This is a genomic window from Catenulispora sp. GP43, from assembly GCF_041260665.1.
Lineage (GTDB): Bacteria > Actinomycetota > Actinomycetes > Streptomycetales > Catenulisporaceae > Catenulispora.
Genome location: NZ_JBGCCT010000014.1, coordinates 234,874 through 259,983, shown reverse-complemented (window position 1 = coordinate 259,983; position 25,110 = coordinate 234,874). Strand labels below are relative to the sequence as shown.

The 25,110-nt window shown below is 72.1% G+C and carries 23 protein-coding genes and 1 pseudogene; 13 read left to right on the top strand and 11 right to left on the bottom strand.

The window, feature by feature from the left end; all coding sequences use genetic code 11:
* Positions 1–34 precede the first annotated feature (34 nt).
* Genes ABH926_RS27815 through ABH926_RS27800 form a run of 4 tightly spaced genes read right to left on the bottom strand, consistent with a single transcriptional unit; the run spans position 35 to position 5,615 of the window.
* The gene (locus ABH926_RS27815) at positions 35–1,195 is read right to left on the bottom strand and encodes an acyl-CoA dehydrogenase family protein (protein ID WP_370368751.1); all 1,161 of its coding nucleotides are present in this window, start codon (positions 1,193–1,195) and stop codon (positions 35–37) included.
* A 5-nt stretch (positions 1,196–1,200) separates the two neighbouring features.
* Positions 1,201–2,799: a GMC family oxidoreductase gene (locus tag ABH926_RS27810; RefSeq protein WP_370368750.1), complete on the bottom strand. Its 1,599-nt coding sequence runs from the start codon at positions 2,797–2,799 to the stop codon at positions 1,201–1,203.
* A complete protein-coding gene (locus ABH926_RS27805; RefSeq protein WP_370368749.1) occupies positions 2,796–3,755 on the bottom strand; it encodes a R2-like ligand-binding oxidase in 960 nt (319 codons plus the stop codon). Before ABH926_RS27805 ends, ABH926_RS27810 begins: the two co-directional genes overlap by 4 nt.
* A gap of 36 nt (positions 3,756–3,791) precedes the next feature.
* Positions 3,792–5,615: a fatty acyl-AMP ligase gene (locus ABH926_RS27800; RefSeq protein WP_370368748.1), complete on the bottom strand. Its 1,824-nt coding sequence runs from the start codon at positions 5,613–5,615 to the stop codon at positions 3,792–3,794.
* A gap of 162 nt (positions 5,616–5,777) precedes the next feature.
* On the opposite strand from ABH926_RS27800, the gene ABH926_RS27795 reads away from it, so the two are divergent.
* From ABH926_RS27795 to ABH926_RS27780, 4 genes are read left to right on the top strand one after another with little or no spacing between them, the layout of a single operon-like run.
* The gene (locus ABH926_RS27795; RefSeq protein ID WP_370368746.1) at positions 5,778–7,001 is read left to right on the top strand and encodes a beta-ketoacyl synthase; all 1,224 of its coding nucleotides are present in this window, start codon (positions 5,778–5,780) and stop codon (positions 6,999–7,001) included.
* A gap of 22 nt (positions 7,002–7,023) precedes the next feature.
* Entirely contained in the window at positions 7,024–7,974 is a 951-nt protein-coding gene (locus ABH926_RS27790) for an acyl-ACP desaturase (RefSeq protein ID WP_370368745.1), read from the top strand.
* Positions 7,971–8,240 carry an acyl carrier protein gene (locus ABH926_RS27785; RefSeq protein WP_370368744.1) on the top strand — a complete coding sequence of 90 codons (270 nt, stop codon included), beginning with the start codon at positions 7,971–7,973 and terminating at the stop codon, positions 8,238–8,240. Before ABH926_RS27790 ends, ABH926_RS27785 begins: the two co-directional genes overlap by 4 nt.
* Complete coding sequence (locus ABH926_RS27780; RefSeq protein ID WP_370368743.1) at positions 8,237–9,478, top strand: Nramp family divalent metal transporter; 1,242 nt, start codon at positions 8,237–8,239, stop codon at positions 9,476–9,478. Before ABH926_RS27785 ends, ABH926_RS27780 begins: the two co-directional genes overlap by 4 nt.
* 59 nt (positions 9,479–9,537) lie before the next feature.
* On the opposite strand, the pseudogene ABH926_RS27775 reads toward ABH926_RS27780, so the two are convergent.
* The 6 genes and pseudogenes from ABH926_RS27775 to ABH926_RS27750 all read right to left on the bottom strand — a co-directional run.
* A pseudogene (locus ABH926_RS27775) lies at positions 9,538–10,143 on the bottom strand (response regulator); the annotation flags it as partial.
* A gap of 16 nt (positions 10,144–10,159) precedes the next feature.
* The gene (locus ABH926_RS27770) at positions 10,160–10,906 is read right to left on the bottom strand and encodes a BTAD domain-containing putative transcriptional regulator (RefSeq protein WP_370368742.1); all 747 of its coding nucleotides are present in this window, start codon (positions 10,904–10,906) and stop codon (positions 10,160–10,162) included.
* A 111-nt stretch (positions 10,907–11,017) separates the two neighbouring features.
* A complete protein-coding gene (locus ABH926_RS27765) occupies positions 11,018–11,227 on the bottom strand; it encodes a hypothetical protein (protein WP_370368741.1) in 210 nt (69 codons plus the stop codon).
* A 256-nt stretch (positions 11,228–11,483) separates the two neighbouring features.
* Positions 11,484–12,164, bottom strand: coding sequence for a response regulator (locus tag ABH926_RS27760; protein ID WP_370368740.1), 681 nt, complete (start codon positions 12,162–12,164; stop codon positions 11,484–11,486).
* A complete protein-coding gene (locus ABH926_RS27755; RefSeq protein WP_370368739.1) occupies positions 12,161–13,336 on the bottom strand; it encodes a sensor histidine kinase in 1,176 nt (391 codons plus the stop codon). Before ABH926_RS27755 ends, ABH926_RS27760 begins: the two co-directional genes overlap by 4 nt.
* A gap of 222 nt (positions 13,337–13,558) precedes the next feature.
* Positions 13,559–14,110, bottom strand: coding sequence for a hypothetical protein (locus ABH926_RS27750; RefSeq protein WP_370368738.1), 552 nt, complete (start codon positions 14,108–14,110; stop codon positions 13,559–13,561).
* A gap of 173 nt (positions 14,111–14,283) precedes the next feature.
* Here ABH926_RS27750 and ABH926_RS27745 point away from each other — a divergent pair, with 173 nt between their 5' ends.
* From ABH926_RS27745 to ABH926_RS27705, 9 genes are all read left to right on the top strand, one after another.
* Positions 14,284–15,531 (top strand): HEAT repeat domain-containing protein, encoded by a 1,248-nt coding sequence (locus ABH926_RS27745; protein ID WP_370368737.1) that lies wholly within the window; start codon positions 14,284–14,286, stop codon positions 15,529–15,531.
* A gap of 96 nt (positions 15,532–15,627) precedes the next feature.
* Positions 15,628–16,260: a LysE family translocator gene (locus ABH926_RS27740; RefSeq protein ID WP_370368736.1), complete on the top strand. Its 633-nt coding sequence runs from the start codon at positions 15,628–15,630 to the stop codon at positions 16,258–16,260.
* A gap of 146 nt (positions 16,261–16,406) precedes the next feature.
* Complete coding sequence (locus ABH926_RS27735) at positions 16,407–16,979, top strand: response regulator transcription factor (protein WP_370368735.1); 573 nt, start codon at positions 16,407–16,409, stop codon at positions 16,977–16,979.
* A 171-nt stretch (positions 16,980–17,150) separates the two neighbouring features.
* Entirely contained in the window at positions 17,151–17,549 is a 399-nt protein-coding gene (locus ABH926_RS27730) for a sugar:proton symporter (RefSeq protein ID WP_370368734.1), read from the top strand.
* 249 nt (positions 17,550–17,798) lie between these two features.
* Positions 17,799–19,034: a cytochrome P450, cyclodipeptide synthase-associated gene (locus ABH926_RS27725; protein WP_370368733.1), complete on the top strand. Its 1,236-nt coding sequence runs from the start codon at positions 17,799–17,801 to the stop codon at positions 19,032–19,034.
* A gap of 34 nt (positions 19,035–19,068) precedes the next feature.
* The gene (locus ABH926_RS27720; protein WP_370368732.1) at positions 19,069–21,072 is read left to right on the top strand and encodes an ATP-binding protein; all 2,004 of its coding nucleotides are present in this window, start codon (positions 19,069–19,071) and stop codon (positions 21,070–21,072) included.
* A gap of 110 nt (positions 21,073–21,182) precedes the next feature.
* The gene (locus ABH926_RS27715) at positions 21,183–22,652 is read left to right on the top strand and encodes an MFS transporter (RefSeq protein WP_370368731.1); all 1,470 of its coding nucleotides are present in this window, start codon (positions 21,183–21,185) and stop codon (positions 22,650–22,652) included.
* Positions 22,649–24,013: a carotenoid oxygenase family protein gene (locus ABH926_RS27710; protein WP_370368730.1), complete on the top strand. Its 1,365-nt coding sequence runs from the start codon at positions 22,649–22,651 to the stop codon at positions 24,011–24,013. The genes ABH926_RS27715 and ABH926_RS27710 overlap by 4 nt, the downstream gene beginning before the upstream one ends.
* A gap of 13 nt (positions 24,014–24,026) precedes the next feature.
* Positions 24,027–24,464 (top strand): ester cyclase, encoded by a 438-nt coding sequence (locus ABH926_RS27705; protein WP_370368729.1) that lies wholly within the window; start codon positions 24,027–24,029, stop codon positions 24,462–24,464.
* A 64-nt stretch (positions 24,465–24,528) separates the two neighbouring features.
* Here the strand turns inward: ABH926_RS27705 and ABH926_RS27700 are convergent, their stop codons facing one another.
* Positions 24,529–25,107, bottom strand: a complete 579-nt coding sequence (locus ABH926_RS27700; RefSeq protein WP_370368728.1) for a hypothetical protein — start codon at positions 25,105–25,107, stop codon at positions 24,529–24,531.
* Positions 25,108–25,110 lie beyond the last annotated feature (3 nt).

The following is a 25,110-nucleotide window of genomic DNA, read 5'->3' as shown; positions in this document are numbered from 1 at the left end:
GATGCTTACTGTCGAAAGCAGCGCTATACCGGCCCTATACGGCGTCAGGACGGTGAAGCAGGTCGTCGGCCACGATGCCGCGCATGATCTCGGAGGTGCCGCCGTAGAGCCGGGACACCCGGGTGTCGGTGTAGAGCCGGGCGATCGGGTACTCGGTCACGAAGCCGTAGCCGCCGTGCAGTTGCAGGCACTGGTCGATCACCTGGCCGGCGGTCTCCGTGGCGAACAGCTTGAGGGCGGCCGCGTCGGCCGGGCTGAGCTCTCCGGCGTCGAACAGCTCGAGGGCCTGGTCGCCCATCGCCTGCATGGCCTGCACCCGGGACAGGCAGTCGGCGAGCACGAACTTCGTGTTCTGGAACGTGGCGACGGCCCGGCCGAACGCTTTGCGTTCCTTGACGTAGTCGACGGTGAAGCGGACCGCGGCGGCGGCCTGGGCCGTCGCCCCGAGGGCGATCGTCAGCCGTTCCTCGGTGAGGTTGTGCACCAGGTACTTGAAGCCCTGCCCGGCCACGCCGAGCAGGTCCTCCGCCGGGACCCGCACGTCGTCGAAGAACAGCTCGACAGTGTCCTGGGCGTGCAGGCCGATCTTCTCCAGGCCCCGGCCGACGGCGAACCCGGGCGAGTGGGCGTCGACGCACAGGATCGACAGGCCCCGCCGTTCGTCGCCGGCGATGCGGGTCACCACCAGGACCCGGTCGGCTTGTGCGCCGCCGGAGATGAAGGTCTTGGAGCCGCGCAGCACGTAGTGGGTGCCGTCGTCGGACGGGGTCGCGACGGTGGTGATCCCGGCGAGGTCCGAGCCCGCGCCGGGTTCGGTCATCGCGATGGCGGTCATCATCTCGCCGCTGATGAACGGCGGCAGCCACCGGTCCTTCTGCGCGGCGTCGGTGAAGGTCATCAGATACGGGAGCACCAGGTTGTAGTGGACCGCCGCGGCACCCAGTCCGACGCCGAGCCTGGTGGTCTCCTCGGTGAGGATCGCGTTGTACTTATAGGAGCGCTCCCCCGCACCGCCGTATTCGACCGGGGCGCGGATGCCGAACACACCCAGCTCCCCCAGCCGCCGGTACAGCGAGCGCGGGACCCTTCGCTCCCGTTCCCAGTCCGCGTAGTAGGGCACGACCTCCGCTTGCAGGAAGTCGCGGAACATCTTGCGGAACGCTTCGTGGTCCTCGTTGTAGACGGTGCGACGCATCGCCCCTACTCCCTTCGCGCGGCCGCGATCAGCTCGGCGGCCCGCTCCCCGATGAGCATCGACGGCGCGGCGGTGTGCCCGCGCACGATCTCCGGCATGACCGAGGCGTCGGCCACCCGCAGGTTCCGGACCCCGCGGACCCGGAGCTGTTCGTCCACGACCGAGCCCGGGTCGGTCCCCATCCGGCAGGTCCCGGCCGGGTGATAGAGCGACTGCGCCTTCTGCACGGCGGCACGGCGGCGCTCCGGGCCCGGCGGCAGCGCCGGCTGCGTGGCCGCGCCGGTCTCCGAGGCCAGCGGCTCGGTGGCCAGCACCTCCTCGGCGATGCGCAGCCCGGCCTCCAGCACCTCGCGGTCCCGCGGATCGCTCAGGTAGCCGGGATCGATCAGCGGCCGGGAGCGAGGATCGGCGTCCCGCAGCGTGATCTGCCCACGGCTGGCGGGCCGGAGCAGGACCACGGCGACGCTGTGGCCGGCGGTCTGCGGCCGCACGCGCCCCTCGTCGAGGAACTGCCCGGTCAGCAGCACCAGCTCCAGATCCGGGTGGGCGAGCGCCGGATCGCTGCGCACGAAGGCGTACGCCTCGCCGAGGTTGGAGGTCAGCGGCCCGCGGGCGTCCGCACGGAACGGCCCGAAGCTGCGCGCGTCGCGGCGCGGGTCCACGGCGGGCTCGGCGGCTTCTGCCACCAGCATCGCGGCGAGGTGGTCGCGCAGATTGCGCCCGACCTCCGGGGCGTCGGCGACCACGGGGATCCTGTGCTCGCGCAGGCGGTCGGCGGGGCCGACGCCGGAGAGCATCAGGATTCTGGGTGAGTCGATCGCGCCGGCGCAGAGGATCACTTCGCGGCGGACCGCGACGGTGATGGTGCGGCCCTCGGAAGTAGCGCCCTCGGCAGTGCTGCCGGTGCTGGCGCTGGCGGTATCCAGATACCGCACCGCCACGGCCTGGTCGCCATCGAACTCGACCCGCTCCACGGCCGCGTCGTGCCGCACCACCAGGTTCGGCCGGTCCGTCGCGGGCCGCAGGTATCCGTCGGCCGTGCTGCGCCGCCGGCCGCCGTCCTGTGTGACCATCGTGGGCCGAACACCGTCGGCGGTCGAGCCGATCTCGTCCTCGGCGAGCGGGATCCCGGCCTTCACACAGGCGTCCACGAACGCCGACGTCACCGGTGCCGGATCGCGCAGCTCGGCCACGCGCATCGGCGCGTCGTCGTCGCAGCCGATGCGGGACAGGATCGGGCGCAGCGCGTCGTAGGACCAGGTCGGTCCGGCGGATTCGGCCCAGCCGTCGTAGTCGGCCCGCTGGCCGGGCACCCACATCATGGCGTTGATCGACGAGGAGCCGCCGAGAGTGCGGCCGTGCGGCCAGTACACCTGCCGGCCGGACAGCTCCGGTTGCGCGACGGTCTCGTCGGCCCAGTCGACAGCGGTGCCGAACAGGGCGGGGAACAGCGCGGGTACCGAGATCGAGGCCATGTCGTCGGCCGGCCCGGCCTCCAGGACCAGCACCGTCGCGCCCGGGTCGGCGCTGAGCCGGGCGGCCAGCGGTGCGCCCGCCGCCCCGGCTCCCACGACGACGTAGTCGAAGGCTTCTGTCCGCGTCACCGACGCGCACCCGCGGCCTGGCGGCGGTCCTCTTCGGCGAACTCGTCCTCGAGCCGCTCGGCCACCACGTCCCGCTCGACGTCGGCCGCCGACTCGGCCAGCGCCGAGGAGATGGCCTTGAGGCGCCGGCGCGGACGGCTGCTCGCGTACAGCAGGATCTCCTTCACGCCGATGTCGAACAGGTCGGCCGGGTAGGCCTGCGCGGCGAAGTCGATCTGGCGCAGCGCGTGCGGGATCAGCTCCCGCATGGTGCCCTGCGCGATCGTCCAGTTCTCGGCGTCGGCGGCGACGTGGCGGCGGCAGGTGTAGGTGCCCCACGCCATGTGGCGCCGCTCGTCGTCGCCGATCAGCTCCACGATCCGGCGCATGCCCGGGAAGATGTCGCGCGCGGTGCAGAACCGGTTCCACGTGTAGTAGCCGGTGAGCGCCAGCGTGCCCTCGATGAGGTGGTTGTAGGTGATCGAGGCGCGCACCTGGTTGGCCGGGCTCGGGTCGTGGTGCAGCTTGTCCAGCGCCTCGGGCAGCGCGACGGTGAAGATCTCCTGGTAGCCGGGGTTGCCGGTGACCAGCTCGTTGAGGTCCTCGCGCAGCCCGACGGCGTCCATCCAGCGGCGGAAGACCTCGACGTGCTTGGCCTCCTCGAAGCAGAACTGCGCCAGGTACATCTCGTCGCCCAGCCGGCCCTCGGAGGAGACGGCGGCCATGAACGGCTGGATGTCCTGGGTGACGGCCTCCTCGCCCGCGACGAACTGGGCGCACATGATCGCGACCATCTCCTTGGCCTGCGGATCCAGCGCGGCGAAGTCCTCGGCGTCGCGGCTGAAGTCGAGGTCCGCCGGGTTCCAGAACTTCCGGTTGCCCTTGGCGAACAGCCGCATCGGCAGCGAATCCCAGTCCAGGCCGCCGGCCCGCAGCGATTCGTAGCCGCTGCGCCGGGAGGTTCCGTTGTCTCGCATGGTGCGTTCCTTACGTAGTCAGTGGGACGGTTTCGCTTAGGCGAGCTCGAGTTGGGCGGCGATATAGCGGCTCCGGCATTCGGCGCGCTTGATCTTCGCGCTGCTGGTGTAGGGCAGGGCGCCGGCCGCGACCAGCACCACCTCGTCCACCCGCACGCCCTGCGCGGAGGCGACCGCCGCGGCCACCGCGGACTCGATCTCGGACGCGTCCACGGTCGGACGCGTCGATTCCCGCGGGGCCTGCCCGGTCTCGGGCGACGGCGCCGCCGGCTCCCGCACCACCCGGTACCGGCGCTGCACCTCGGCCAGCACGACCAGCCGCTCCTGGCTGCCGTCGTCGACGGAGAAGGCGCAGCCGCGGTCGTCGCGCAGCGCCGGATGGGCTCCGCGCACGGCGGCCTCGATGTCGTGCGGGTAGTAGTTGAGCCCGTTGAGGATGATCGCGTCCTTGCGCCGGCCGGTGACGAACACCTGGCCGCCGTGGACGAATCCGAGGTCGCCGGTGGCCAGGAACGGCACGCCGGGCTCGTCGGGCAGCTCGATGCCGAAGGTCTCAGCGGTCTGCCGCGGCGCGTTCCAGTAGCCCTCGCCGACGCTGGGGCCGGCGATGTAGATCTCGCCGATCTCGTCGGGCGCGCACACCCGCCGGGTCAGCGGCGCGACGATCCGCAGCGTCACCGACTCCTGGATCTGCCCACAGCCCACGAGTGTTCTGACCCGGTCGGCGCCGGTGCCGGCGGAGGCCGGGACCACCTTGCCCGCCGCCAGCCGCTCGGCGTCGAAGCCGACCACCACCGGCTCGGTCAGCGCCGGCCCACCGCTGACCATCACCGTCGACTCGGCGAGTCCGTAGCAGGGGTAGAACGCCGAGCGGGAGAACCCGGCGGCGGCGAACTTCTCGCAGAACGCGTCGATGGTCTGCGGCCGCACCGGCTCGGCCCCGCAGCCGGCCAGCCGCCAGCCCGACAGGTCCAGCTCGGCGACCTGCTCGTCCGGGATCCGGCGCACCGCCAGGTCGTAGGCGAAGTTGGGGGCCACGCTCACCGCGCGGCCGCGCTCGGAGATGGCCCGCAGCCAGCTGACGGGACGCTGCACGAACGCCATCGGCGACAGGTGCACGGCCTCGTAGTCCCGGTACAGCGGCGAGAGCACGCCGTTGACCAGGCCCATGTCGTGGAAGAACGGCAGGAACAGCACGTTCGACTCCGTGCGCTCGCCCTCGGCCGGCGCGCCCCGGAAGGCGTTGGCCCGGATGAGCTCCAGGTTGTGCAGCACGTTGCGATGGGTGAGGATCACGCCCTTGGGCACGCCCGTCGACCCCGAGGAGTACTGCAGGTACGCGACCGAGTCCGGCTCGATCCGCGGCGCGCTCCACTTCTGCGCCAGCTCGCCGGCGTCCGGGCCGATCACCGTGTCGGAGGCCAGGAACACCAGGTCGGCCAGCGCCGGCACGGCCCGGCCGCCGTCCAGCCGGGCCAACGCGGCCTCGGTGGTCAGGAACACCTTGGGCCGCGCGCTGCCGCGGACCGCCTCCGCCTTGTCGCTCCGGGCGCCCAGCCGGCCGATCTCCACCGGCGGGACCGGCACCGCGATCATGCCGGCGTACAGGCAGCCGTAGAACCCGACGATGAACTCCAGGCCCGGCGGATAGGCCAGCAGGACCCGGTCGCCGGGGTCGGCGTGCCGCAGCAGCACCACCGCCAGCGCCCTGGCCTGCCGGTCCACCGCGCCGGCGGTCAGCGACGAGCCGACGGTACGGCCGTCGGGGAGGTAGGAGAAGAACCCGCGGTCGGGGTCCTCGGCGGCTCGGGAAACACAGACGTCGACGAGGGTCGACCACGGCCCGGACGGCAATCGCATGCTGCTGAGCTCCTTAAACACCAGACGTGCCGTCCAGCCTGCCGACGCGCCCGGGGCCGGGACAACGGCCGGTCGGCCGCCCCGGCCTCATCCTTTGGTAGGGGCCTGATTCAGCCGGTCGCCGGTGCCGCGCACGGCCGGGGCGTGGATAGCGTCGGCGCCGTGACGAGGCAGAGCGAAGAACGCCGGGTCGTGGTCACCGGTCTCGGGATGACCACGCCTCTGGGCGGCGATGTGTCCAGCACCTGGCAGGCCCTGCTGGCCGGCGACAGCGGCGCCGCACGGCTGACCGAGCCGTGGACGGAGCAGGTCGCGGTGCCGATGGCGGCCCGCGTCAAGGTCGAGCCGGCCGAGGTCCTGAAGAACGCGACCGCGCGCAAGCTGGACCGCAGTCAGCAGCTCGCGCTGATCGCCGCGCGGGAGGCGTGGGCGGACGCCGGCACACCGGAGGTCGATCCGCTGCGGCTGGCGGTCGTCGTGGGCAGCGGGGTCGGCGGGGTGCTGACCGTGCTCGAGCACGACGAGGTGATCGCCACCCGCGGGGCCGACAAGGTCAGCGCCTTCTCCGTGCCGATGCTGATGGGCAGCGGCGCGGCGGCGGCGATCGGGATCGAGCTGGCGGCCCGCGCCGGCGTGCACACCCCGGTGAGCGCCTGCGCTTCCGGGGCCGAGGCGATCGCCATGGGCCTGACCCTGATCCGCTCCGGCCGCGCCGACGTGGTGCTGGCCGGCGGGACCGACGCCATCATCCACCGGCTCGGCCTGACCTGCTTCGACCAGATGCGGGCCCTGTCCAAGCGGATCGACGACCCGCGGGGGGCCCTGCGGCCGTTCGGCGCCGACCGGGACGGCTTCGTCCTCGGCGAGGGCGCCGGCGCCATGCTGCTGGAGTCCGAGGAGCACGCCCGGGCCCGCGGCGCGCGGGTGTACGCCCGGCTGGCCGGGGCCGGCCTGAGCTCCGACGGGCTGTCGATGACCGCACCGGACCCGGCCGGCCAGATCAGGGCCCTGCGAGCCGCGCTGGACGACGCGCGCCTGAGCGCCGCCGACATCGCGCACGTCAACGCGCACGCCACCGGAACCTTCACCGGCGACGCCGCCGAGGCGACCGCCCTGAGCGCGGCGCTGGGCGACCACGTCCTGGTCAGCGCGACCAAGGGCGGCACCGGGCACATGATCGGCGGCACCGGCGCGGTCGAGGCGGCCTTCACCGTGCTGTCGGTCCGCGACGACGTGCTGCCGCCGACCCGCAACCTGAACCGCCCGGATCCGGAGATCAAGCTCGACGTCGTCACGACCGCCCTGCGCACCCGGGTCGACGCCGCCATCAGCAACTCCTTCGGATTCGGGGGCCAGAACGTCGTGCTCGTCTTCGCCAAGGACTGACGGCACAGCACCCACCGGAAGGATGACCGTGACCGAATCCGCGACCGGAGTCGACCTGCTCGCCGAGCTGGAGCCCGTCGTCGAGCAGAACCTGAACCGCCACCTGGGCACCGCCAAGGAGTGGTTCCCCCACGAGTACGTGCCCTGGTCCGCGGGCCGCGACTTCGACACCGAGCCCTGGGAGCCGGAGCAGTCCCGGCTCTCCAAGGACGCCCAGGCGGCGCTGGAGATCAACCTGCTGACGGAGGACAACCTGCCCTCCTACCACCACATCATCGCCGAGCGCTACGGTCTGGAAGGGCCGTGGGGCACGTGGGTGCACCGGTGGACCGCCGAAGAGGGCCGGCACGGCCAGGTGCTGCGCGACTACCTCCTGGTCACCCGCGGCGTGGACCCGGTCGAGCTGGAGCGGGCCCGGATGGCCACGGTCGAGATCGGCTATCCGGGGCGCGGCGACGACCCGCTCAGCGCCATCATCTACGTCACCCTGCAGGAGCTGGCCACCCGCGTCGCGCACCGCAACGCCGGGCGCGCCAGCGGCGACCCGGTCGCCGAGCGGCTGCTGTCGCGGATCGCCGTCGACGAGAACCTGCACATGGTCTTCTACCGCTCGCTGATGGAGGCCGCGCTGCACCTCGCCCCCTCGGAGACGGTGACCGCCTTCGACAAGGTGCTGCGCGACTTCGCCATGCCCGGCCGCGGCATCCCCGGATTCACCCGCCGGGCCCTGGCCATCGCCCGGGCCGGCATCTACAACCTGCGGGTGCACCACGACGAGGTCGCCATGCCGCTGGTGCGCTATGTGAAAGTCCTGGATCTCGGCGGGCTCGACGCCTCGGGCGCCGCCGCGCAAGAAAGGCTCGGCACGTTCGTCACCGAGCTGGACCGGGCTGCTACCCGGCAGACCGAACAGATCGAGGCGGCGCAGGCCAAGCGCCTGGCAGCCGCCCCCATCACCAGGAGGACACCATGACCGCTCCCACGGAGCAGACCGCCGCGTTGGGCAGGGAGGAGGCCGCCGCGAAGGTCGCGGAGATCTTCGACATGATCGCCGGCATCCCGGCCGAGGAGATCACCCCGGACCGCCGGCTGGCCGACGACCTGGCGATCGACTCGCTGACGATGATCGAGATCGCGGTGACGATCCAGGACGAGCTGACCGTCTCGGTCGCCGACGACAAGCTCAAGGAGCTGCGCACGATCGGCGACATCATCGATCTGGTCGTCGCGCCGCGGTGACCGTCCAGGCCCGCCCGCCGCGTCCGTCGGGCGAGGCCGTCCGCCGCGTCCGGCCCGCCGCCATCCAGGCGGCGGTGCCGGTCGTCGGCGCGGCCGCGGTCGCCGGCATCGCCTTCGTCGATCCGGGCAACTTCGCGGCCGACGCCGCCGCGGGCGCCGGGACCGGGTACGCGCTGCTGTGGGCGGTGCTCGTCGCCAGCGTCGCCGCGGCCTATGTGCAGTATCTGGCGGCCAAGGTCGGCGCGCTGTCCGGTCAGGGACTGCCCGAGCTGTGCCGGCGGCGGCTGCCGCGGGCCGCGGTGTGGCCGCTGTGGGCACAGGCCGAGGTGGTCTGCGCCGCCACCGATCTGGCCGAGGTCGTCGGGACGGCGACCGCCCTGCACATCCTCACCGGCCTGCCGCCGCTGGCCGGGGCGCTGCTGGCGGGCGCGGGCGGCTTCGCGATCACCTCGGCGAAGCTCGGCGGGCAGGCCCTGGAGCGCATGATGGCCGCGGTGCTGACGACGGTGTTCGTGTGCTTCGCGGTCATCGTCGCGGTGGTGCGGCCGCCGCTGCCGGGCATCGCCGGCGGACTGGCGCCGCGTCTGCCCGGCGGCGACGGGGCCGCGCTGGTCGCCGGGCTCGTCGGCGCGACCATCATGCCGCACGTCATCTATCTGCATTCGGCCCTGGCCGCGCGGACCCCGCGCCTGGCGGCCGAGGAGACGATCCGCGCACAGCGGCGCGAGGTGACGGTCGCGATGACCATCGCGGGCCTGGCGAACCTGGCGATGCTCGCCGTGTTCGCCAGGGCCCTGCACGGCCGCGCCGACTCCTCGGTGACGCTGGAGCAGACGCACCGGATCCTGGCCGGTCTCCACCCGGCGGCCGCGCTGATCGTGGTGCTGGCGCTGCTCGTGGCCGGGGTCGCCTCCGCCGGGGTGGGCGTGCACGCCGGCCAGGAGGTCATGCGCGGTTTCCTGCGGCGCTCACCCCCGGCGACGGTGCGGCGCCTGGTGACGCTGGTGCCGTCGCTGATCCTGCTGGGGCTGGGGGTCAGCCCGACCCGGGCGCTGCTGCTGTCTCAGGTCGTGCTCTCGTTCGGCGTGCCCTTCGGCCTGGCGCCGCTGATCTGGCTGGCCCGCCGCGAGGACGTGATGGGCGAGCGCCGGGCCGGCCTGCGGGCGACCGTCGCGGCGACGGCGCTGTCCGGCGTGCTGGTCGCGCTGAACGTCTGGACGGTCGCCACGGCCCTCTGATGGTCGAGCTCTGCCGCGCTCTGCCCGCGCACCAGGCCGATGCGGTAGGCCAGCAGCGCGGCGTGCACCCGGCTGGGCAGGCCCAGCTTGGACAGCACGTTGGACACGTGCGACTTCACCGTGGCGGTGGTCAGGTGCAGATCGCGGGCGATCTGCTGGTTGGAGCCGCCGTTGCCGATGGCGGTCAGCACGTCGCGCTCGCGCTCGGTGAGCAGGCCGACGGTGTAGCTGAAGGCGTCCTCGGGCGGCAGGAAGATCTCGAAGCGGTCGATGAGCCGGCGGGTCAGCGCCGGGCCGATCACCGCGTGCCCGGAGGCGATGGAGCGGACCGCGTGCACGAGTTCGGGCTCGGACATGTCCTTGAGCAGGAACCCGCTGATCCCGGCGCGCAGCGCGCGGAACAGCTCGGCGTCGTCGGCGGTGTCGGTCAGCAGCGCGATCCTGGTGCGCTCGGCGCTGACCGCGGCCTGCAGCCGGTGCAGGAAGGCCTGGCCGTGGCCGGCGTCCATGCGGGTGTCGAGCAGGATCACGTCCGGCTCGTGGCGGCGCGCCAGCAGGTGCGTGCCCTCCGAACGGTCCGCCGCGGCCACCACGTCGATGCCGTCCTGCGCCTGCAGCACGTGCCGGAACCCCTCGCGGACGATCGTGTGATCGTCGACGAGCATCACTGCCAGGCCCACGTCAGGCGACCATCGAGGGATGTTCGCCGGCCAGGATCCGTTGGAAGAGCCGGCTCAGCCCGGGCCCGGGGTACACCCCGAGCTCCTCTTGCAGGATGTGGCGCACCTTGTCGTACTCCAGCAGCGCCTCGGACTGGCGGTCGGCCTGGTACAGGGCGTTGATCAGCGAGGCCCGGAAGCCCTCGTGCAGGGGGTGGCGGGCCACCAGCGAGCGCAGCTCCGGCAGGAGTTCGACGGCGCGGCCCAGCTCCAGTTCGCATTCCAGGCGCCGGGCCAGCACCACCAGCCGGGTCTCCTCCAGGGCCACGCCCTCGGCGCTGATCAGCGCGTCGGCACCGCCGGCCAGGGCCGGTCCGCGCCACAGCGCCAGGGCCTCGCGGTAGGACGCGGCGGCCTCGGCGTGGCGCCCGAGGTTCCAGTCCGCGTCGGCGCGGCGGCGCAGCCGCTCGAACTCCACGAGATCGATCCACGCGCCGTCGGCGTGCAGCAGGTACCCCGGGGACCGGCGTACCACGCGGGCGTGCCCGCCGAGGTAGGAGCGCAGCCGCGAGGCGTAGGTGTAGAGCTGGGCGTCCATCGTGGACGGCGGGTTGGCCCCCCACAGGTGTTCGGCGAGTCGGACGTCGTGCACGATGCGGCCCTCGCCGAGCATCAGGGACGCCAAGAACGTCCGCTGCTTCGTGCCGTCGAGCCGGATCTCCTCGCCGCCGTGCCAGGCCTCGATCGGCCCCAGAATACGCAGTTCCATGAAACGAATCCCCTCCTCGCAACCCCACCCCGTGAAGGCCCGCCAGACGCGGGCCGCATGCCGATGTGCCGCGGATACGAGGTTTGCGCGACACACCGGCTCACCCGCTGTTCAGTCCCAACCGGGGTCGGGGTCTCCGTCGCCGGGATCGGCCGTGCCGTCCCAGCCCGGGTCTCCGGGGGCGGCCGTCACCGAGGCGTGCTGCCCGGTCCTGGCCTCCGACGGAAGGTGGGTCCCACCCAGGTGCGGGTTCAGCGACACCACGACGCTCAGGCACAGCGCACCGAGCGCGGGCATGGCGGATTTCTTGCTGATCTTCATCACAGTCCCCCTCAGGAACCGCCTCATGAATCGGGTATCTCCATGAGGCCTTTGATACAGAGCCGCCCTTTGAAGCAAGGCCCTGATTCACTGAAGAGAATTCCAGGGTGACTGCCCGTATGCCAACAGAAGATCACCTGCGGGGTTCGGCACTGCGCACTCCGGCAGCAGCGCCGACGTCGGCCGTGACAAGACGTGACGGCCCGCTCCACAATGCGTCATCGACGATAGCGCGGGACGGCTGCCCCGGCCAGAGTCAGCCGGCGCCCCGTTCGGCGATCCCCTGCGCGTAGGCGTAGTACACGGCCGCGGCCCGGTCCCGGCTCCCGGTCTTGGCGAAGATGTGGTTCACATGGGTCTTCACGGTGGCCTCGGTGACGAACAGGGTCTGCGCGATCTCGCGGTTCGTCTGCCCCTGGGCCATGAGCCGCAGCACGTCGGTCTCGCGCGCGGTCAGGCAGTCCGGATCCTGGGACTGCTGCGGGGTGCCGGCGGTCCCGGCGGCCGCGGCCAGCAGCCGGGCCTGCACGGCCGGGTCCAGGATGGCCTGGCCGGCCGCCGCGGCGGCCACCGCCCGGCCGATCTCGGCCTGGGTGGCGTCCTTGGTCAGGAAGCCCAGCGCCCCGGCCTGCAGCGCGCGCAGGATCGACACGTCGTCGTCGAAGGTGGTCAGGACGACCACCTGGACGCCGGGGTGGTCCCGCCGGATCGCCTTGGTCGCCTCGATCCCGTCGCGGCGCGGCATGTGCAGGTCCATCAGCACCACCTGCGGCGCGTGCCGGGCCACCGCCTCCAGCGCCGCGTCGCCGTCGCCGACCTGCGCCACCACGTCGATGTCGGGCAGCAGCCCGAGCAGCAGGCCCAAACCCTGCCGGACCGCGGTCTGGTCGTCGGCGATCACCAGCCGGACCGCGGTGGCCGCCTTCTCGGCGGTCACGCCGGGATCCTCGCCGCCAACCGCCACCCGCCGTCCACCGGACCGACGCTGAGCTGCCCGCCGGCCAGTTCGGTCCGCTCGCGCAGCCCGATCAGGCCGTAGCCGCCGCCGGTGTCGGCCAGCGGCGCCGGGGCGCCGGCGGCCGGATCGGCCGGGTTGGCCACGGTCAGGCAGGTCTGGTCGTCCTGGAACTCCAGGGTGATCGACACCGGCGCGTCCGGCGCGTGCTTGCGCACGTTGGTCACACCTTCCTGGGCCGTGCGCAACAGCGCGAGACTGGCTTGGGGGGTCAGAGCCCTGACTTTACCAGTGATCTCCAAGGTCGCCGGGCCTCCGTCGCCGTCCTGGTAGTCCGCGGCCAGCGCGGACAGCAGCGCGGACAGCGGCACCGCGTCCTCCCGCAAAGCGTGGATCGCGCGCTTGGTCTCGGCCAATCCCTCGCGGGCCAGGCCGCTGGCACGGCGAACGCACTCGGAGACCGTGTCCAGGACGGGGTGCTCGGGAAGCTCCTCGTCGTTGAGCAACGCTGAGGCAGCCTGCAGTTGAACGGACAGCGCGGCCATCGAATGCGCTATCACGTCGTGGATCTCCCGGGCGATCCGCGCCCGCTCGGCCAGCGCGGCGGCCCGGGCCTCCTCGGCGCGCAGCTTCTGCGTGTGTTCCAGGATCTGCTCGGCATGCCGGGCGCGCGTGGAATAGTCGCCGACCACGATCCCGGCGAAGAAGAACCAGCAGTACAGCAGCAGGCTGACGGCCAGGTTGGCGAACATGCCGCCGACCGCGAGCTCGGCGCACGCCGCGCCGAAGCAGGCCAGCGCGGTGACGAACAGGGCCGCCGACAGCTCCAGCAGGTACCCGGCGGTGAACGCCGCGACACCGCCGTACACCAGGCTGACCCCGTGGTGCTGGATCGAGGCCAGCAGCCCGCCGCTGGCCGCCAGCGCGCAGAGCAGGAGGGTCAGGACCCGTGGTCTGAGCCGCTCGGCGAAGATGCACACCGCCCAGCACACCGTGGCCACGGTCAGCGCGATCGCCACCACCAGCCGGCGGCCCTGGGCGCCGGGGGCGGCATGCCCGGTGAGGCTCACCGAGGTGACCAGGACCAGACCGATGGCCCGCACGACCCGCATGGGCCAGGCGAACCAGCTGGATCGGGGTGCCGAGTCCGACATGAGAACCCTGTCTTTCCTGGTGGATCGGTCGCCGTTCCCTGACAAATCTAGCGCCGCGTCTATACGAGGGCTGACAGCGACCGGTATCGGATTCGGCGAAATGGTTCAGGCCCGCACCCCGGGCTGCCGAAGCAGCGGGGTGCGGGCCTTCCCTGGGCTGGGGCGGCCACAGGGATGCCGAGCTGGTGTGTGTCGGCCAGGTAGCGCGCGGGGGGGAACCGGCTACCGGGCAAAGGCCGACGTCTCGGCGGCCGACGCCTCGGCCACCTCCAGCCCGGACGCCGGCTTGGCCGTCGCGGCCCTGCCGACCAGGGCCGCCGTGCGCGACAGGGTCATCGTCACGGCCATGAAGACCAACGCGTCCGTCAACGCGTTCTTGGTGATGCGCTCGGTCATCATCCAGTGGCCGAGCGAGTTCTGGAAGATGTGGTTGGATCCGTAGACGAAGAAGAGCCGGGCCGCGATCATCACGATCCACAACGCGGCGTAGAGCGCCCCCGCGTCGGAGACCGGCCGCCCGGTCGCGGCGTCGCGCCGCACCTTCATCACCGAGGCCGCCGCCACCCCGAACAGCACCCCGGCCACCGCCCCGACCACTTCCAGCGCCAGGCCGTGCCCGCTGGTCACGGTGTGCTTCAGGTAGATGGGGACGATCACCGCGGACAACACCAGGGGCCTGGCGATCCGGAACCAGGTGATGCGCCGGTGGCCCAGGTCGGCCTCCAGCACCGCGATCAGCACCGCGAGGTTGATGATCCAGACGCTGCTATTCATGGGCTGCTCCAGGTTGTCCGACGTTTTGGCGACACCCTCAACGGTAGGAACCCGCACCCTGCGACGCGTCGGTCCACAGCTTGATCCCGGGTGGAGGCCGGGTGGAGACGCCCGCGGCGTTTCCGTCTCCACCCGGCCTCCACCCGCGTCTCCACCCAACTACCCTTCAGCCCATGACACCGGCCTCAGACCCTCTCGCCGAGCTGATAGCGGAGCTCGAGAAGACCCGGAACTTCACCGAGTTCGCACCCCGGATCGCGCGGTACGGCCAGGCCGCGATCGAGCGGCTGATCCCGATCCTTGCCGCCGGCGAGTCGGAGATCGCCACGTCGCCGCCGGCCTGGCTGTTCCAGCACTTCGGCGCCGAAGCCGTCGAGCCGCTGATCACCGCGCTGCGGGCCGGCCATCCCGAGAAGGCCAACGCCCACTTCCGCTACGCGCTCGCGGAACTGGACATCGCCGACCGGGCAGCGGCGTTCCTGCCCTTGTTCGCGGACGACGCCGCCCCGGTGCGTGAAGGCGCGGTCGCCGCGCTCAGCGGCCACGACGACGCGGTCCAGCAGCACGCCGAGGCGATCCTGGCGATGATGGCGGACCCCGACGGGGACGTCCGCATCGCCGCCTACAACACCCTCGGCTCCGCGGGCCGGGACCTCGTCCCGTTCCTGCTGCGGGCCCGGCGCACCGCCGCCAAGGTGGCGCGGCCGGAGCTGCGCGAGATGCTGCTGGAGCTGGTCGGTTTTCAGGGCATGGACACGCGCGACCAGGTGGCGATCCGCCGCTTCCTGGAAGTCCAGGCCCTGGACGAGGAACCCGCACCGATGCACCTGTGCGGCAGCTGGCTGGCCCTGCCGACCGAGGACCAGGACAGGGTGCTGCGCGCCCTGGACCTGTCCGATCCCTTGACCGTCCCCATGAGCCTGGGCGCGGACGCCTGGAACCGGGACCACCACGACTGGTACTCGCACAGTTCCTGCCGCCGCAGCTACATCACCCCCGCCATCGACGGCTGGACGCTGGCCTTCGGCATCTCGCCGGAGGTGGAGCACGCCGAGGACCACAAGCCCGAGACGATGTTCGCGCTGGTGCAGCAGGAATGCCGGCGGCTGAGCGCCGAGTTCGGCGAGGCCCACTGGTACGGGACCAGCTGCGGCGACGGGTGGACCTCGTGGTGCGTCGCGCGCGCCGGTGAGATCGTGCGCTTCTACGACGCCTTCGAACCGGAGATGCAGATCGGCGAAGCGCTGCCGGAGGAGGAGGACGGAGGCTATGCCGAAACGGTGGCCGGCCTGCTGTCGGTGAACCCGGGCGAACTCGGTCCGGACAACACCGTTCGGGGCCGCAGAGTACTGGCGCTGACCTCGTGCGGCCGCGAGCGGGGAATGCCGACCGGGGCGCTGCATCTCGACCACGGACACTGAGCTGCATGGCATCGCCCGCAGGCACTGAGCCGCTCAGCACCGCCCACTGACCGGATTCGTGTTGCCCGGCCGTCCGACCCCGGCAACCCTTGCTCCATGCCGATCGAGCAGCACCTTTTCCTCCTGTTCCTCATCACCACCGCCGTCGCGATGATCAGCCCGGGACCCGACATGCTCTTCGTCCTGGGCTGCGGCGTCCGCGGCGGCCCCCGCGCCGGCCTGCTCGCCACGGCCGGCGTGGCCACCAGCGAGATCGTGCACATCGCGCTGGCCGCCGCGGGCCTGTCCGCCTTCTTCGCCACAGCGCCCGCGGCCTTCACCGCTTTGCGCATCGGCGGTGGCGCGTACCTCGTCTTCCTCGGCGTCCAGGCGATCCGCCACCGGGGCGAGGGGCACCCGGCCCTGGACGACCGGGCCGACGGGGTCCCCGGGCGCGTGGCCTACCTGCGCGGCCTGCTGACGAACCTGGTGAACCCGAAGATGGTCACCTTCACCATCGCGTTCCTGCCGCAGTTCGTCGACCCGCGCCTGGGACGCGTCTGGCTCCAGTTCGCGATCCTCGGCGCGGTCTTCGTCGCGCTGGAGTTCGTGGTCGACGGCACGGTCGGCGTCCTGGCCGGCCGGATCGGCCGGTGGCTCGGCCGGCGGCAGCGGGCTCAGCGGCGGCTGGATGTGGCGACGGGCGGCGTGTTCATCGGCCTGGGGGTGCGGCTGGCCGCCGAGCGGTGACGATCGGCGCCGGAATTCAGGACCGGCCCGCGTGCATGCTCCCCGCGAAACGGGACATGTGGGCGCGCGACACCGCCGTGGCTTGAACGAGCGGTGCCGCAGCATGATGCCGCCCTGAGAATCTGGAGTCCGCCGCGATGACCGTCATGAGCCCCGTCCGTTCAGTCCACGTCGGCGTCACGACACGCGCCGGGGCCCCGGCGCCCCGCATCGGCCTGGTCCGGCTGCGGGTCAACGCCGGCGACGCCCGGCGCCGCTCGCTCACCCCCCGCGAGGTCGAGGTGCTCACCATGGTCGCGGCGGGCCGCAGCCGGGACGAGATCTCCCGGCTGCTGGGGATGGCTCCGGACACCGTGGCCAGCCACATGTCGCGGATCTACCGCGCCCTGGGCGCGCGCAACGCCGCGCACGCGGTGGCCCTGGCGCACGGCTGCGGGGTGATGGCCGCACAGCCGCACACCCAGGCGCCGACCGTGTCCCCGCGTGAGCGCCAGGTGCTGGCCGGCCTGGCGCACGGGCTGACCTCGGCGCAGGTGGCGGGGCACCTGTCGCTGTCCATCGAGACGGTCAAGACGCACCTGCGGCGCGTCTACCGCAAGCTCGGCGTCACCTCCCGGGCCAACGCCGTCGAGACGGCGATCAACCACCGGCTGCTGGCGGTCGTCGTCGACACCGGCGGGGCGACCGCGCGGCGCGGGCTGGTGCGCGCCGCCGCGTGAGCCGAGGCGTCCGCGGTTCGCACGCTGTTTGTTTCGAACCCGCAGACCGGGACACCCGGAGCCGGTGGTGCCGATGCGAAGGAGAATCCTTCGACACTCGTCAACCGGCACCGTGAGGAGGCGGACACCATGGCGATCCACACGCCGATGTCACGAGCCGGATCGACCGGTGTGACGTCCAGAATTCTGCTCACCGCGCTCGGCGCGGCGGGCCTGATCGTCGGCGCGTTCATGAACTGGACGCGCAGCACCCAGGGCACCCACGTTTCCTGGCACGCCCTGTTCGACAGCGGCTTCGGCGGCACCACCGACCTCGTGCAGTCCATCGGCGGCGCCTCGATCCTGGTCGGGCTGGTGGCCGTGCTCGGGCTGGCCGACGTCACCGGCTGGCTGACCCGCCTGGCCGGCGCGATCGGACTGGTCGGCGCGGTGCTGTTCATCATCCAGGTGCAGCGTTCCACGGACCACAGCCTGCAGGTCGGCCTGTGGCTGGCGCTCGCCGGCTCGGTGCTGTGCATCGCCGCTGGCCTCGGCGGCGGCTCGCGGGGCACGGTCATCGTCGAGGACTGAGAAAGCGGCTGATCGCCAGGCTGAGAACCCATCTGGGTACCACCTCGCTGAGACCGCCAGGCCGTCACGGCCTGGCGGTCTCGGCGGTCTCGGCGGTCTCGGCGGTCTCGGCGGTCTCGGCGGTCTCGGCGGTCGAATCCTCGCGATCGCGGAATCCTCAACGCCGTCGGCGTCCGCCAAAGCCGCCGACGTCGGCACGAGCCCTTCTGTGGTTTGCGGTCGCCGGGCTCTCTGGGGGATTCTCTGCCTATGCCGAACGTCGATGCGCGCCCCAGCATCCTCTCCGACGACTTCGCTGCTGACCCCTATTCCTCCTTCGCATGGCTGCGGGAGGAGGCGCCGGTGCACTACGAACCGGCGATCGACAGCTACATCCTCTCGCGCCACCAGGACGTGCGGCGGGTGCTGACCGACCACGAGGCGTTCAGCACCGCGACGTTGCAGGAGCGCGCCGAGCCGGTGATGCGCGGGCCGGTCCTGGCCCAGATGACCGGGGCCGAGCACACAGCTAAGCGCAAGATCGTCGTGCGCGGCTTCACCGGGCAGATGCTGCAGCAGCAGATCCGCGCCATCCGGGAGGACGCCGCCGAGATCCTCGCGCCGTTCCTGGCCCGGGGCCGGGTCGACCTCGTCAACGACTTCGGCAAGCCCTTCGCCGTGTACGCGGCGCTGGACATCCTGGGGTTGGACAAGGCCGACTGGCAGCAGGTGGCCGGATGGCACGGCGGGGTGGCCGAGTTCATCACGAGCCTGGCCCTGACGCCCGAGCGCCGGCGGCACTGCCTGGACTGCGCCGAGCAGTTGGAGGCGTACCTCGCGCCGGTGATCGCCCAGCGGCGGCGCGAGCCCGGCGCGGACCTCGTCTCGCAGCTGTCCACGGCCGAGTTCGACGGCATCGGCCTGACCGACCGGGACGTCACCGCGCTGGTGATCAACGTCCTGGTGGCCGCCGCCGAGCCCGCCGACAAGACGATCGCCCTGCTGTTCAAGCACCTGATCGACCATCCCGGGCAGCTGGCGCGGGTCCGCCAGGATCCGGGCCTGCTGCCCGCCGCGATCGCCGAGACGCTGCGCTACACCCCGCCGGTCCAGCTCATCCCGCGCCACGTCGAGCGGGACGCGGTGTTCGCCGGCACCACGATCCCGGCCGGGGCCACCGTCTTCGGCCTGATCGGCGCGGCCAACCGCGATCCCGAGGCCTTCGCCGACCCGGACACCTTCGACATCGACCGTCCGGACCTGGGCACCGCCCGCTCCTTCACCGCCGCCGCGCAGCACCTGGCCTTCGGCGCGGGGCTGCACCAGTGCGTCGGCGCGGCCTTCGCGCGCGCCGAGATCGAGACGGTCGCCGCGATGCTCCTGCCGCTGTTCGATCAGGTCCGTTACAGTCCGGGCTTCGAGTACCGGGAAACCGGCCTGTACACCCGGGGTCCGGCGTCCTTGTGCCTGGACTTCACTCCTGTCACCGAAAGCGTCGTGCCATGACGCCGACCGATATAACCCATTAGCGGGAGTCACCATGGTGTCCGTCGGAGAGCGGCTGAGGTCTGCGCGGGTGCGCAGCTTCATCGGCCGCGACGAGCAGCTGCAGCTCTTCACCCGCGCGCTGGGCGACGAGCCGCCCGAGCCGTTCGCGTTCGTGCTCTGCGGGCCCGGCGGCATCGGGAAATCGACGCTGCTGCGGCGCCTGGCCGACGAGGCCCGGACCGCGGGCCGGACGCTGGTGGAGCTCGACGGACGTTTCGTGAGCCGGGACCCGGTGGACTTCGAGCGGGCCGCGGGCCGGTTCCTGGACGTGCCCGGCACGGTCCTGTTCGTGGACTCCTTCGAGCACTGCCAGTGGCTGGCCAGTTGGCTGTGGTACCAGTTCCTGCCCCGCGGCGCGGACAACGCCATGGTGGTCGTGGCGGGCCGGCTGCGCCCGCCGGTGCACTGGACCACCGACCCCGCCTGCGCGGGGCTGCTGTACGTGGCCGAGCTGGAGCCGTTCTCCGAGGACCAGGCCCGGAGTCTGCTGACGGCCGCGGACATCCAGCCGGAGCTGCGCGAACGGGTGCTGCGCTTCACCGGCGGCAATCCGCTGGCGCTGGCCCTGGCCGCGGCCGCCGGCTCGGCGGGGTGGGGCCGCGAGGAGATGTGGGCGCCGTCGGCCGACGTGCTGCGGACGCTGCTGGCCGGGCTGATCGGCGAGGTGCCCAGCGCCGCCCACCGCCGTGCTCTGGAAGTGGCGGCTCAAGCTTATTCGACCTCTGAGGAACTGCTCTCGGCGGTGCTGCCCGAGGAGGATGCCCATCAGCTGTTCGCCTGGCTGCGGGATCTGCCCTTCATGGAGTCCACGCATCGCGGGCTCCATCCCCACGACGCCGCGCGCGAGACCCTCGCCGCCGACCTGCGGTGGCGTGCGCCCAACGCCTTCGTGGCGATGCGCCAGCGCCTCGCGGACGAGTACCTGCGCCTGCTGCGCGACGCCCCCGAGGAGCGCGGGTGGACAGTCACCGACGAGCTCTTCTACTTGTTCCGCGAGGGGAAGACCCTGGCGCGGCTGCGTACCTGGTCCCGGGAGGACGAGGTGCACGACCGTCCGTTGCAGCCGGAAGACCTCGACATGGTGCTGCGCATGGCGGAGGAGACCGAGGGGCCCGCCTCGGCGGAGATCGTCCGCTACTGGGCGCGGCGCCAGCCGGAGGCTTTCAGCGTCTACCGGCTCGTGAGCACGGGCCGCACGGTGGCCTTCACCGCGCGGCTCGCCCTGCCGGCACCCGCCGACCCGGAGGACCTGGCCGCCGATCCCGTTGTCGCGGCGGCCTGGAAATACGCGGACGCCGCAGCCCCGGTGAAGCCCGGCGAGCACATAGGCATCAGCCGTTTCTCGATCTACCCGGAGCGCTACCAGATCCCCTCCCGCGTCACCGACCTGAGCAGCTCGCGCGCCCACGCCGAATCCGCCCGGGCCCGCGGCCGCGCCTACGGCTTCGCCGTCTTCCAGGACGCGCAGACCTGGGGCGAGCGCGTCGCCGGAACCCTCGCCGACACCGGGGCCCGCCCCCGCGTCGGCGAGCACACCTACGGGGTGTTCGCCGTCGACTGGCGCGAGGTGTCCGTGGAGAGCTGGCTCCTGCGCTTCATGCCGCCCGGCCCCGAATCGGTGCCGTCGGGACCGCCGGCCTTCTCCCGCACCGCTTTCGACCAAGCGGTCCGCGAGGCCCTGCCGCACTGGCGCGACCCGGCCGCCTTCGCCGCCTGCGCCCTGGCCCGCACCCGCCTGGCGGCGGACTTCACCGACGACCCGGTCGAGGAACTCCGGGCCCTGCTCCGCCAGAGCGTCGACGGCCTGGCCGCCGACCCGCGCGGCGTGCGCGCCCGCGAGGCCCTGGCCGCCGGGTACTTCTCCGGCGCTCCGACACAGGAGGCGGCCGCACGTCGGCTCGGGCTTCCGTACGGGACCTACCGACGGCACCTTCGGCAGGGGCTTGATTTGCTCAGCGAAGCCTTGTGGCAGCTGGAGACGCACGGGGCTCGCTGAGCCGGCCTCCGCTCCGGTCCGCCGCGGTGGACACCTGCGGACAGCAGTGAACAGTTCTCGCCCCCGTACGACCTGGAGAGTGGACAGCACCCCGCACGAAGCTGTGCGTCATGAAGCCACAGCGCCCGCGATCAGGGCAAACACCATCCCCTCCGCGGCGCGCGGTGGTGCTCACCGCCCTGGCCGCGGCCCAGTTCACCGTGATGCTCGCGACCTCGATCGTGAACGTCGCGCTGCCGCAGATCCGGGCCGGGGCCGGCCTGTCGGAGGGCGGCACCACCTGGGTGGTCAACGCCTACGGGCTGGCCTTCGGGGCGCTGCTCCTGGCCGGCGGCCGGGCAGCCGACATGCTCGGGCGGCGCAGGGTGCTGATTCTCGGGCTCCTGGTGTTCGCGGGCGCCTCGCTCGCCGCCGGGTCGGCGAGCTCCGCCGGGGCGCTGATCGCGGCCCGTGCCTTACAGGGCCTCGGAGCCGCCGCGATCGCGCCGGCCGCTCTGGCGCTGGCGATGGAGCTGTCCCCGTCCGGCGCCGAGCGTGGCAGGGCGCTGGCGGTCTGGGGCGCGGTGTCCGGTGCCGGAGGTGCCGGGGGCGTTCTGCTGGGCGGGGTGCTCACCCAGGCGTGGGGCTGGTCATCGATCTTCTTCTGTGTCGCGATCGGGTCCGCGCTGGTCGCGGTCGCGGTGGTGCTCGTGGTTCCGGCGGGAACGGCCGACCGTGAGGCCGGGAAGTTCGACCTGCTCGGCACGGCCGCCATCACCCTCGCCCTCACCGGCCTCGTCTGGGGCCTGACCACCGCGCGCAGTGCCGGCTGGACGAACGGCCCGGTGCTGTACGCCCTCGCCGCCTCGGCCGTGCTGCTGGCCGTCTTCGTCCGGATCGAGCTGCGCACGCCGAACGCTCTGATACCGCCCCGGCTGTTCGCCACCGGACGAGTCGGTGTCGGCAACCTGCTGATGGCGCTGCTGGGGTCCATATGGATCGCCCTGTTCTTCTTCCTGCCGCTCTACCAACAGCAAGTCCTCGGAGCCAGCCCGCTGATCACGGGCGCGGGCCAGCTGCCGCTCGCCGCGGCCAACATGCTCGGATCCGCACTCGCCCCGCGCATCCGCCGGCGTCTGGGCACCACCGCGACCGTGACCGGGGCCATGCTCACCGAGGCCGCGGGTCTGCTGTGGCTGTCCCGGATCAGCGCCGGCGGCAGCTATCTCGCCGACATCCTGGGGCCCAGCATCCTGGTCGGGCTCGGTCTGAGCATCGCGTTCGTGCACCTCACCTCACTCGCCGTGGAGGGCGTCCCGCCGCGGGACGCCGGACTGGCCGGCGGCCTGGTGAACACCACACGCCAGGTCGGCGGCGCCGTCGGCCTCGCCGCCCTGGCCACCCTGGCCGGCTCGGTGACCGCCCACGCGGCGACCCACGAATCGCATCTCCAGGCGCTCACTGCGGGCTACCGGGCCGCGTTCGCCGTCTCGGCGGCCGTCATGGCGGCCACAGCGCTGCTGGTGCCGCTGCTCATCAGACCACTCACTGAACCGCTGCTGAACCACCACATCCACATCCAGAAAGAGGTCCTGCCATGAACTCCCCCAAGCCCTACCTGACCGGCCACTTCACTCCCGTCCCCGACGAGATCACCGCCACCGGGCTCACCGTCGAGGGCACCCTGCCGCCCGAGCTGACCGGCCGGCTGCTCCGCAACGGGCACAACCCCAAGGCCGGCGTGACCCCGACCCACTGGTTCAAGGGCAGCGGCATGGTGCACGGCATCCGCCTGCGCGAAGGACGCGCCGAGTGGTACCGCAACCGCTGGGTGAAGACTCCCGCGCTGGACGGCGCGCCCTACATGACCGAGCACGGCCCGGACCTGACCGCCAGCACCGCCGGCACCCACATCATCGAGCACGGCGGCCGGCTGCTGGCGTTGTGCGAGTCGAACCTCCCCTTCGAGCTCACCCCGGAGCTGGAGACCGTCGGCGCCTACGACTTCCACGGCAAGCTGCGCACCGCGATGACCGCGCACCCGAAGCAGGACCCTGCGACCGGTGAACTCCACTTCTTCGGGTCCTCCCCGTTCCCGCCGTTCCTCGTCTACCACGTCGCCGACGCCAAGGGCGAGATCCTGTACAGCACCGAGGTCCCGGACGCCACCGCCTCGCTCAAGCACGACTTCGCCATCACCGGCCGGCACGTGGTCTTCATCGAGGGCAACGTCACCTTCGATCCGTCTGACCACTCCGGCATCCCCTACGGCTGGAGCGACCTGCAGCCGGCCCGCATCGGCGTCATGCCGCGCGGCGAGGACGGCGCCCGGCAGATCCGCTGGTTCAGCGTCGAGCCCGGCAACCTGCTGCACGTCTCCAACGCGTACGAGGACGCCCGGGGCCGCATCGTCCTGGAGGGCCCGACCGTGGACCGCGAGGGCTTCCACCTGTCCTGGAACTGGTGGATCGGCGCGCCGGGACGCGGCACCGAGCCCGGAAGCCGGTCCTACACCCGCCGCTGGGTCGTCGACACCGCGGCCGGCACCGTCGACGAGCAGATCATCGACGACCTGACCGTGGAGTTCCCGACCCTCAACGAGCAGTACCTGGGTGCCGAGAACCGCTATCAGTACGCGATCTCCTTCCCGGACGAGAAGGGCTTCGGCGGGTACGGAGTCGTCAAGTACGACCGCACCACCGGCGCCCGCCGCATCCACCACGTCGGCGACGCGCGCCTGCCCAGCGAGGCCGTGTTCGTCGCCGCCGCCGGGGCCGCCCGCGAGGACGACGGCTATCTGCTCACCGTGGTCTCCGACCTCAAGCAGGACGCCTCCCAGCTGCTCGTCCTCGACGCCTCCGGCCTCGACCGGATCGCCACCGTGCACCTGCCGCGGCGGGTGACCGCCGGCGTCCACGGCTCCTGGATCCCCGACGCCGACCTGAACAGTTTCGAAGGCTGAAAGGAAAACCACCATGTCCGCCTCCACCAACGCCCTGCTCGCCAACCCCTGGCGGGACCTGTGGAACAACGACCTGTCGCAGACCGACCGGATCATCGCCCCCGACTTCGTCGCGCACGCCGCCCCCATCACCGGCTCCGGCGAGGACACCGTGCGGGGACGCGAGGGCCTGAACAACTGGGTCGCCGGAATCCACACCGTCCTGCGCGGCCTGACCTTCGAGTTCACCGTCGGCCCCATCGTCACCGACGACTACCTGGTGGTCCGCTGGAGCGCCGAGGGCACCTACGCCGGCGGCTTCCCGGGCGGGTCCGAGTCCGCCGTCGGCAACCGCGTCCGTTTCACCGGGACCGACACCCTGCGCATCCAGGACGGCATGCTCGCCGAGTACTGGGTCAACGCCGACACTCTGCAGCTGGTGCAGCAGCTCGGCGTGTGTGAACTGGTCTGAGCCAAAGCGATGTGGCCCGACTCGGAACTTCCGAGTCGGGCCACAAGGCGTCGACGGCCCTCGCTCAGCGGCTCGCCTTCGACGGGATCCTCGCCTCCTGGATCAGCCAGTCCAGGTCACCCGCCGGTTCCCGCACCGGCTCGTGGGTGGTGTGCGAGGACAGGGTCCAGGCGCGGGCGCCGATGGTGCTCAGTCGGACGATGACTTCGCTGAAGGCCATCAGGATCAGGGCGGTGACCCAGGCCTGGCCGCTGGTGATGTCGTGGGCGGCCGAGAACTTGGTGAGGTGTGCGGCGCCGGAGGGGTGGGAGGACCAGACCGCGAAGCCCAGGCGGAAGCCCATGCTGATGACCCACAGTGCGGCGGCGCCGGCGGTGGCCTTGATGTGCGCGTGGCCGTTGAGGGTCCGCACCCGGGTGAGCAGGCCGCCGAACAGGCCGAACACGACGCCGACACCGGTGAACACAGCGATCAGCACCAGGTCGTTGCCGGCGGTGGGGATGCCGTGCAGGTAGTTCTTCGCCGCGAAGGTGATCATCGCGATCGGCACGATGAACGTGGCCTTGGAGATCCGCTCCTCGCGCAGCTGGCGGAAGACGATCAGGACGAGCGCGATGTCGATGATCCAGTCGGTTGTCGTCATGAC

Bases quoted from the DNA above. Each gene is read 5' to 3' on its own strand.
- ABH926_RS27725 (WP_370368733.1), top strand. From the start codon at position 17,799: ATGCCGAACGTCGATGCGCGCCCCAGCATCCTCTCCGACGACTTCGCT.
- ABH926_RS27815 (WP_370368751.1), bottom strand. From the start codon at position 1,195: ATGCGTCGCACCGTCTACAACGAGGACCACGAAGCGTTCCGCAAGATG.
- ABH926_RS27735 (WP_370368735.1), top strand. From the start codon at position 16,407: ATGAGCCCCGTCCGTTCAGTCCACGTCGGCGTCACGACACGCGCCGGG.
- ABH926_RS27790 (WP_370368745.1), top strand. From the start codon at position 7,024: ATGACCGTGACCGAATCCGCGACCGGAGTCGACCTGCTCGCCGAGCTG.
- ABH926_RS27805 (WP_370368749.1), bottom strand. From the start codon at position 3,755: ATGCGAGACAACGGAACCTCCCGGCGCAGCGGCTACGAATCGCTGCGG.
- ABH926_RS27720 (WP_370368732.1), top strand. From the start codon at position 19,069: ATGGTGTCCGTCGGAGAGCGGCTGAGGTCTGCGCGGGTGCGCAGCTTC.
- ABH926_RS27785 (WP_370368744.1), top strand. From the start codon at position 7,971: ATGACCGCTCCCACGGAGCAGACCGCCGCGTTGGGCAGGGAGGAGGCC.
- ABH926_RS27755 (WP_370368739.1), bottom strand. From the start codon at position 13,336: ATGTCGGACTCGGCACCCCGATCCAGCTGGTTCGCCTGGCCCATGCGG.
- ABH926_RS27800 (WP_370368748.1), bottom strand. From the start codon at position 5,615: ATGCGATTGCCGTCCGGGCCGTGGTCGACCCTCGTCGACGTCTGTGTT.
- ABH926_RS27765 (WP_370368741.1), bottom strand. From the start codon at position 11,227: ATGAAGATCAGCAAGAAATCCGCCATGCCCGCGCTCGGTGCGCTGTGC.
- ABH926_RS27770 (WP_370368742.1), bottom strand. From the start codon at position 10,906: ATGGAACTGCGTATTCTGGGGCCGATCGAGGCCTGGCACGGCGGCGAG.
- ABH926_RS27700 (WP_370368728.1), bottom strand. From the start codon at position 25,107: ATGACGACAACCGACTGGATCATCGACATCGCGCTCGTCCTGATCGTC.
- ABH926_RS27715 (WP_370368731.1), top strand. From the start codon at position 21,183: ATGAAGCCACAGCGCCCGCGATCAGGGCAAACACCATCCCCTCCGCGG.
- ABH926_RS27740 (WP_370368736.1), top strand. From the start codon at position 15,628: ATGCCGATCGAGCAGCACCTTTTCCTCCTGTTCCTCATCACCACCGCC.
- ABH926_RS27745 (WP_370368737.1), top strand. From the start codon at position 14,284: ATGACACCGGCCTCAGACCCTCTCGCCGAGCTGATAGCGGAGCTCGAG.
- ABH926_RS27705 (WP_370368729.1), top strand. From the start codon at position 24,027: ATGTCCGCCTCCACCAACGCCCTGCTCGCCAACCCCTGGCGGGACCTG.
- ABH926_RS27710 (WP_370368730.1), top strand. From the start codon at position 22,649: ATGAACTCCCCCAAGCCCTACCTGACCGGCCACTTCACTCCCGTCCCC.
- ABH926_RS27750 (WP_370368738.1), bottom strand. From the start codon at position 14,110: ATGAATAGCAGCGTCTGGATCATCAACCTCGCGGTGCTGATCGCGGTG.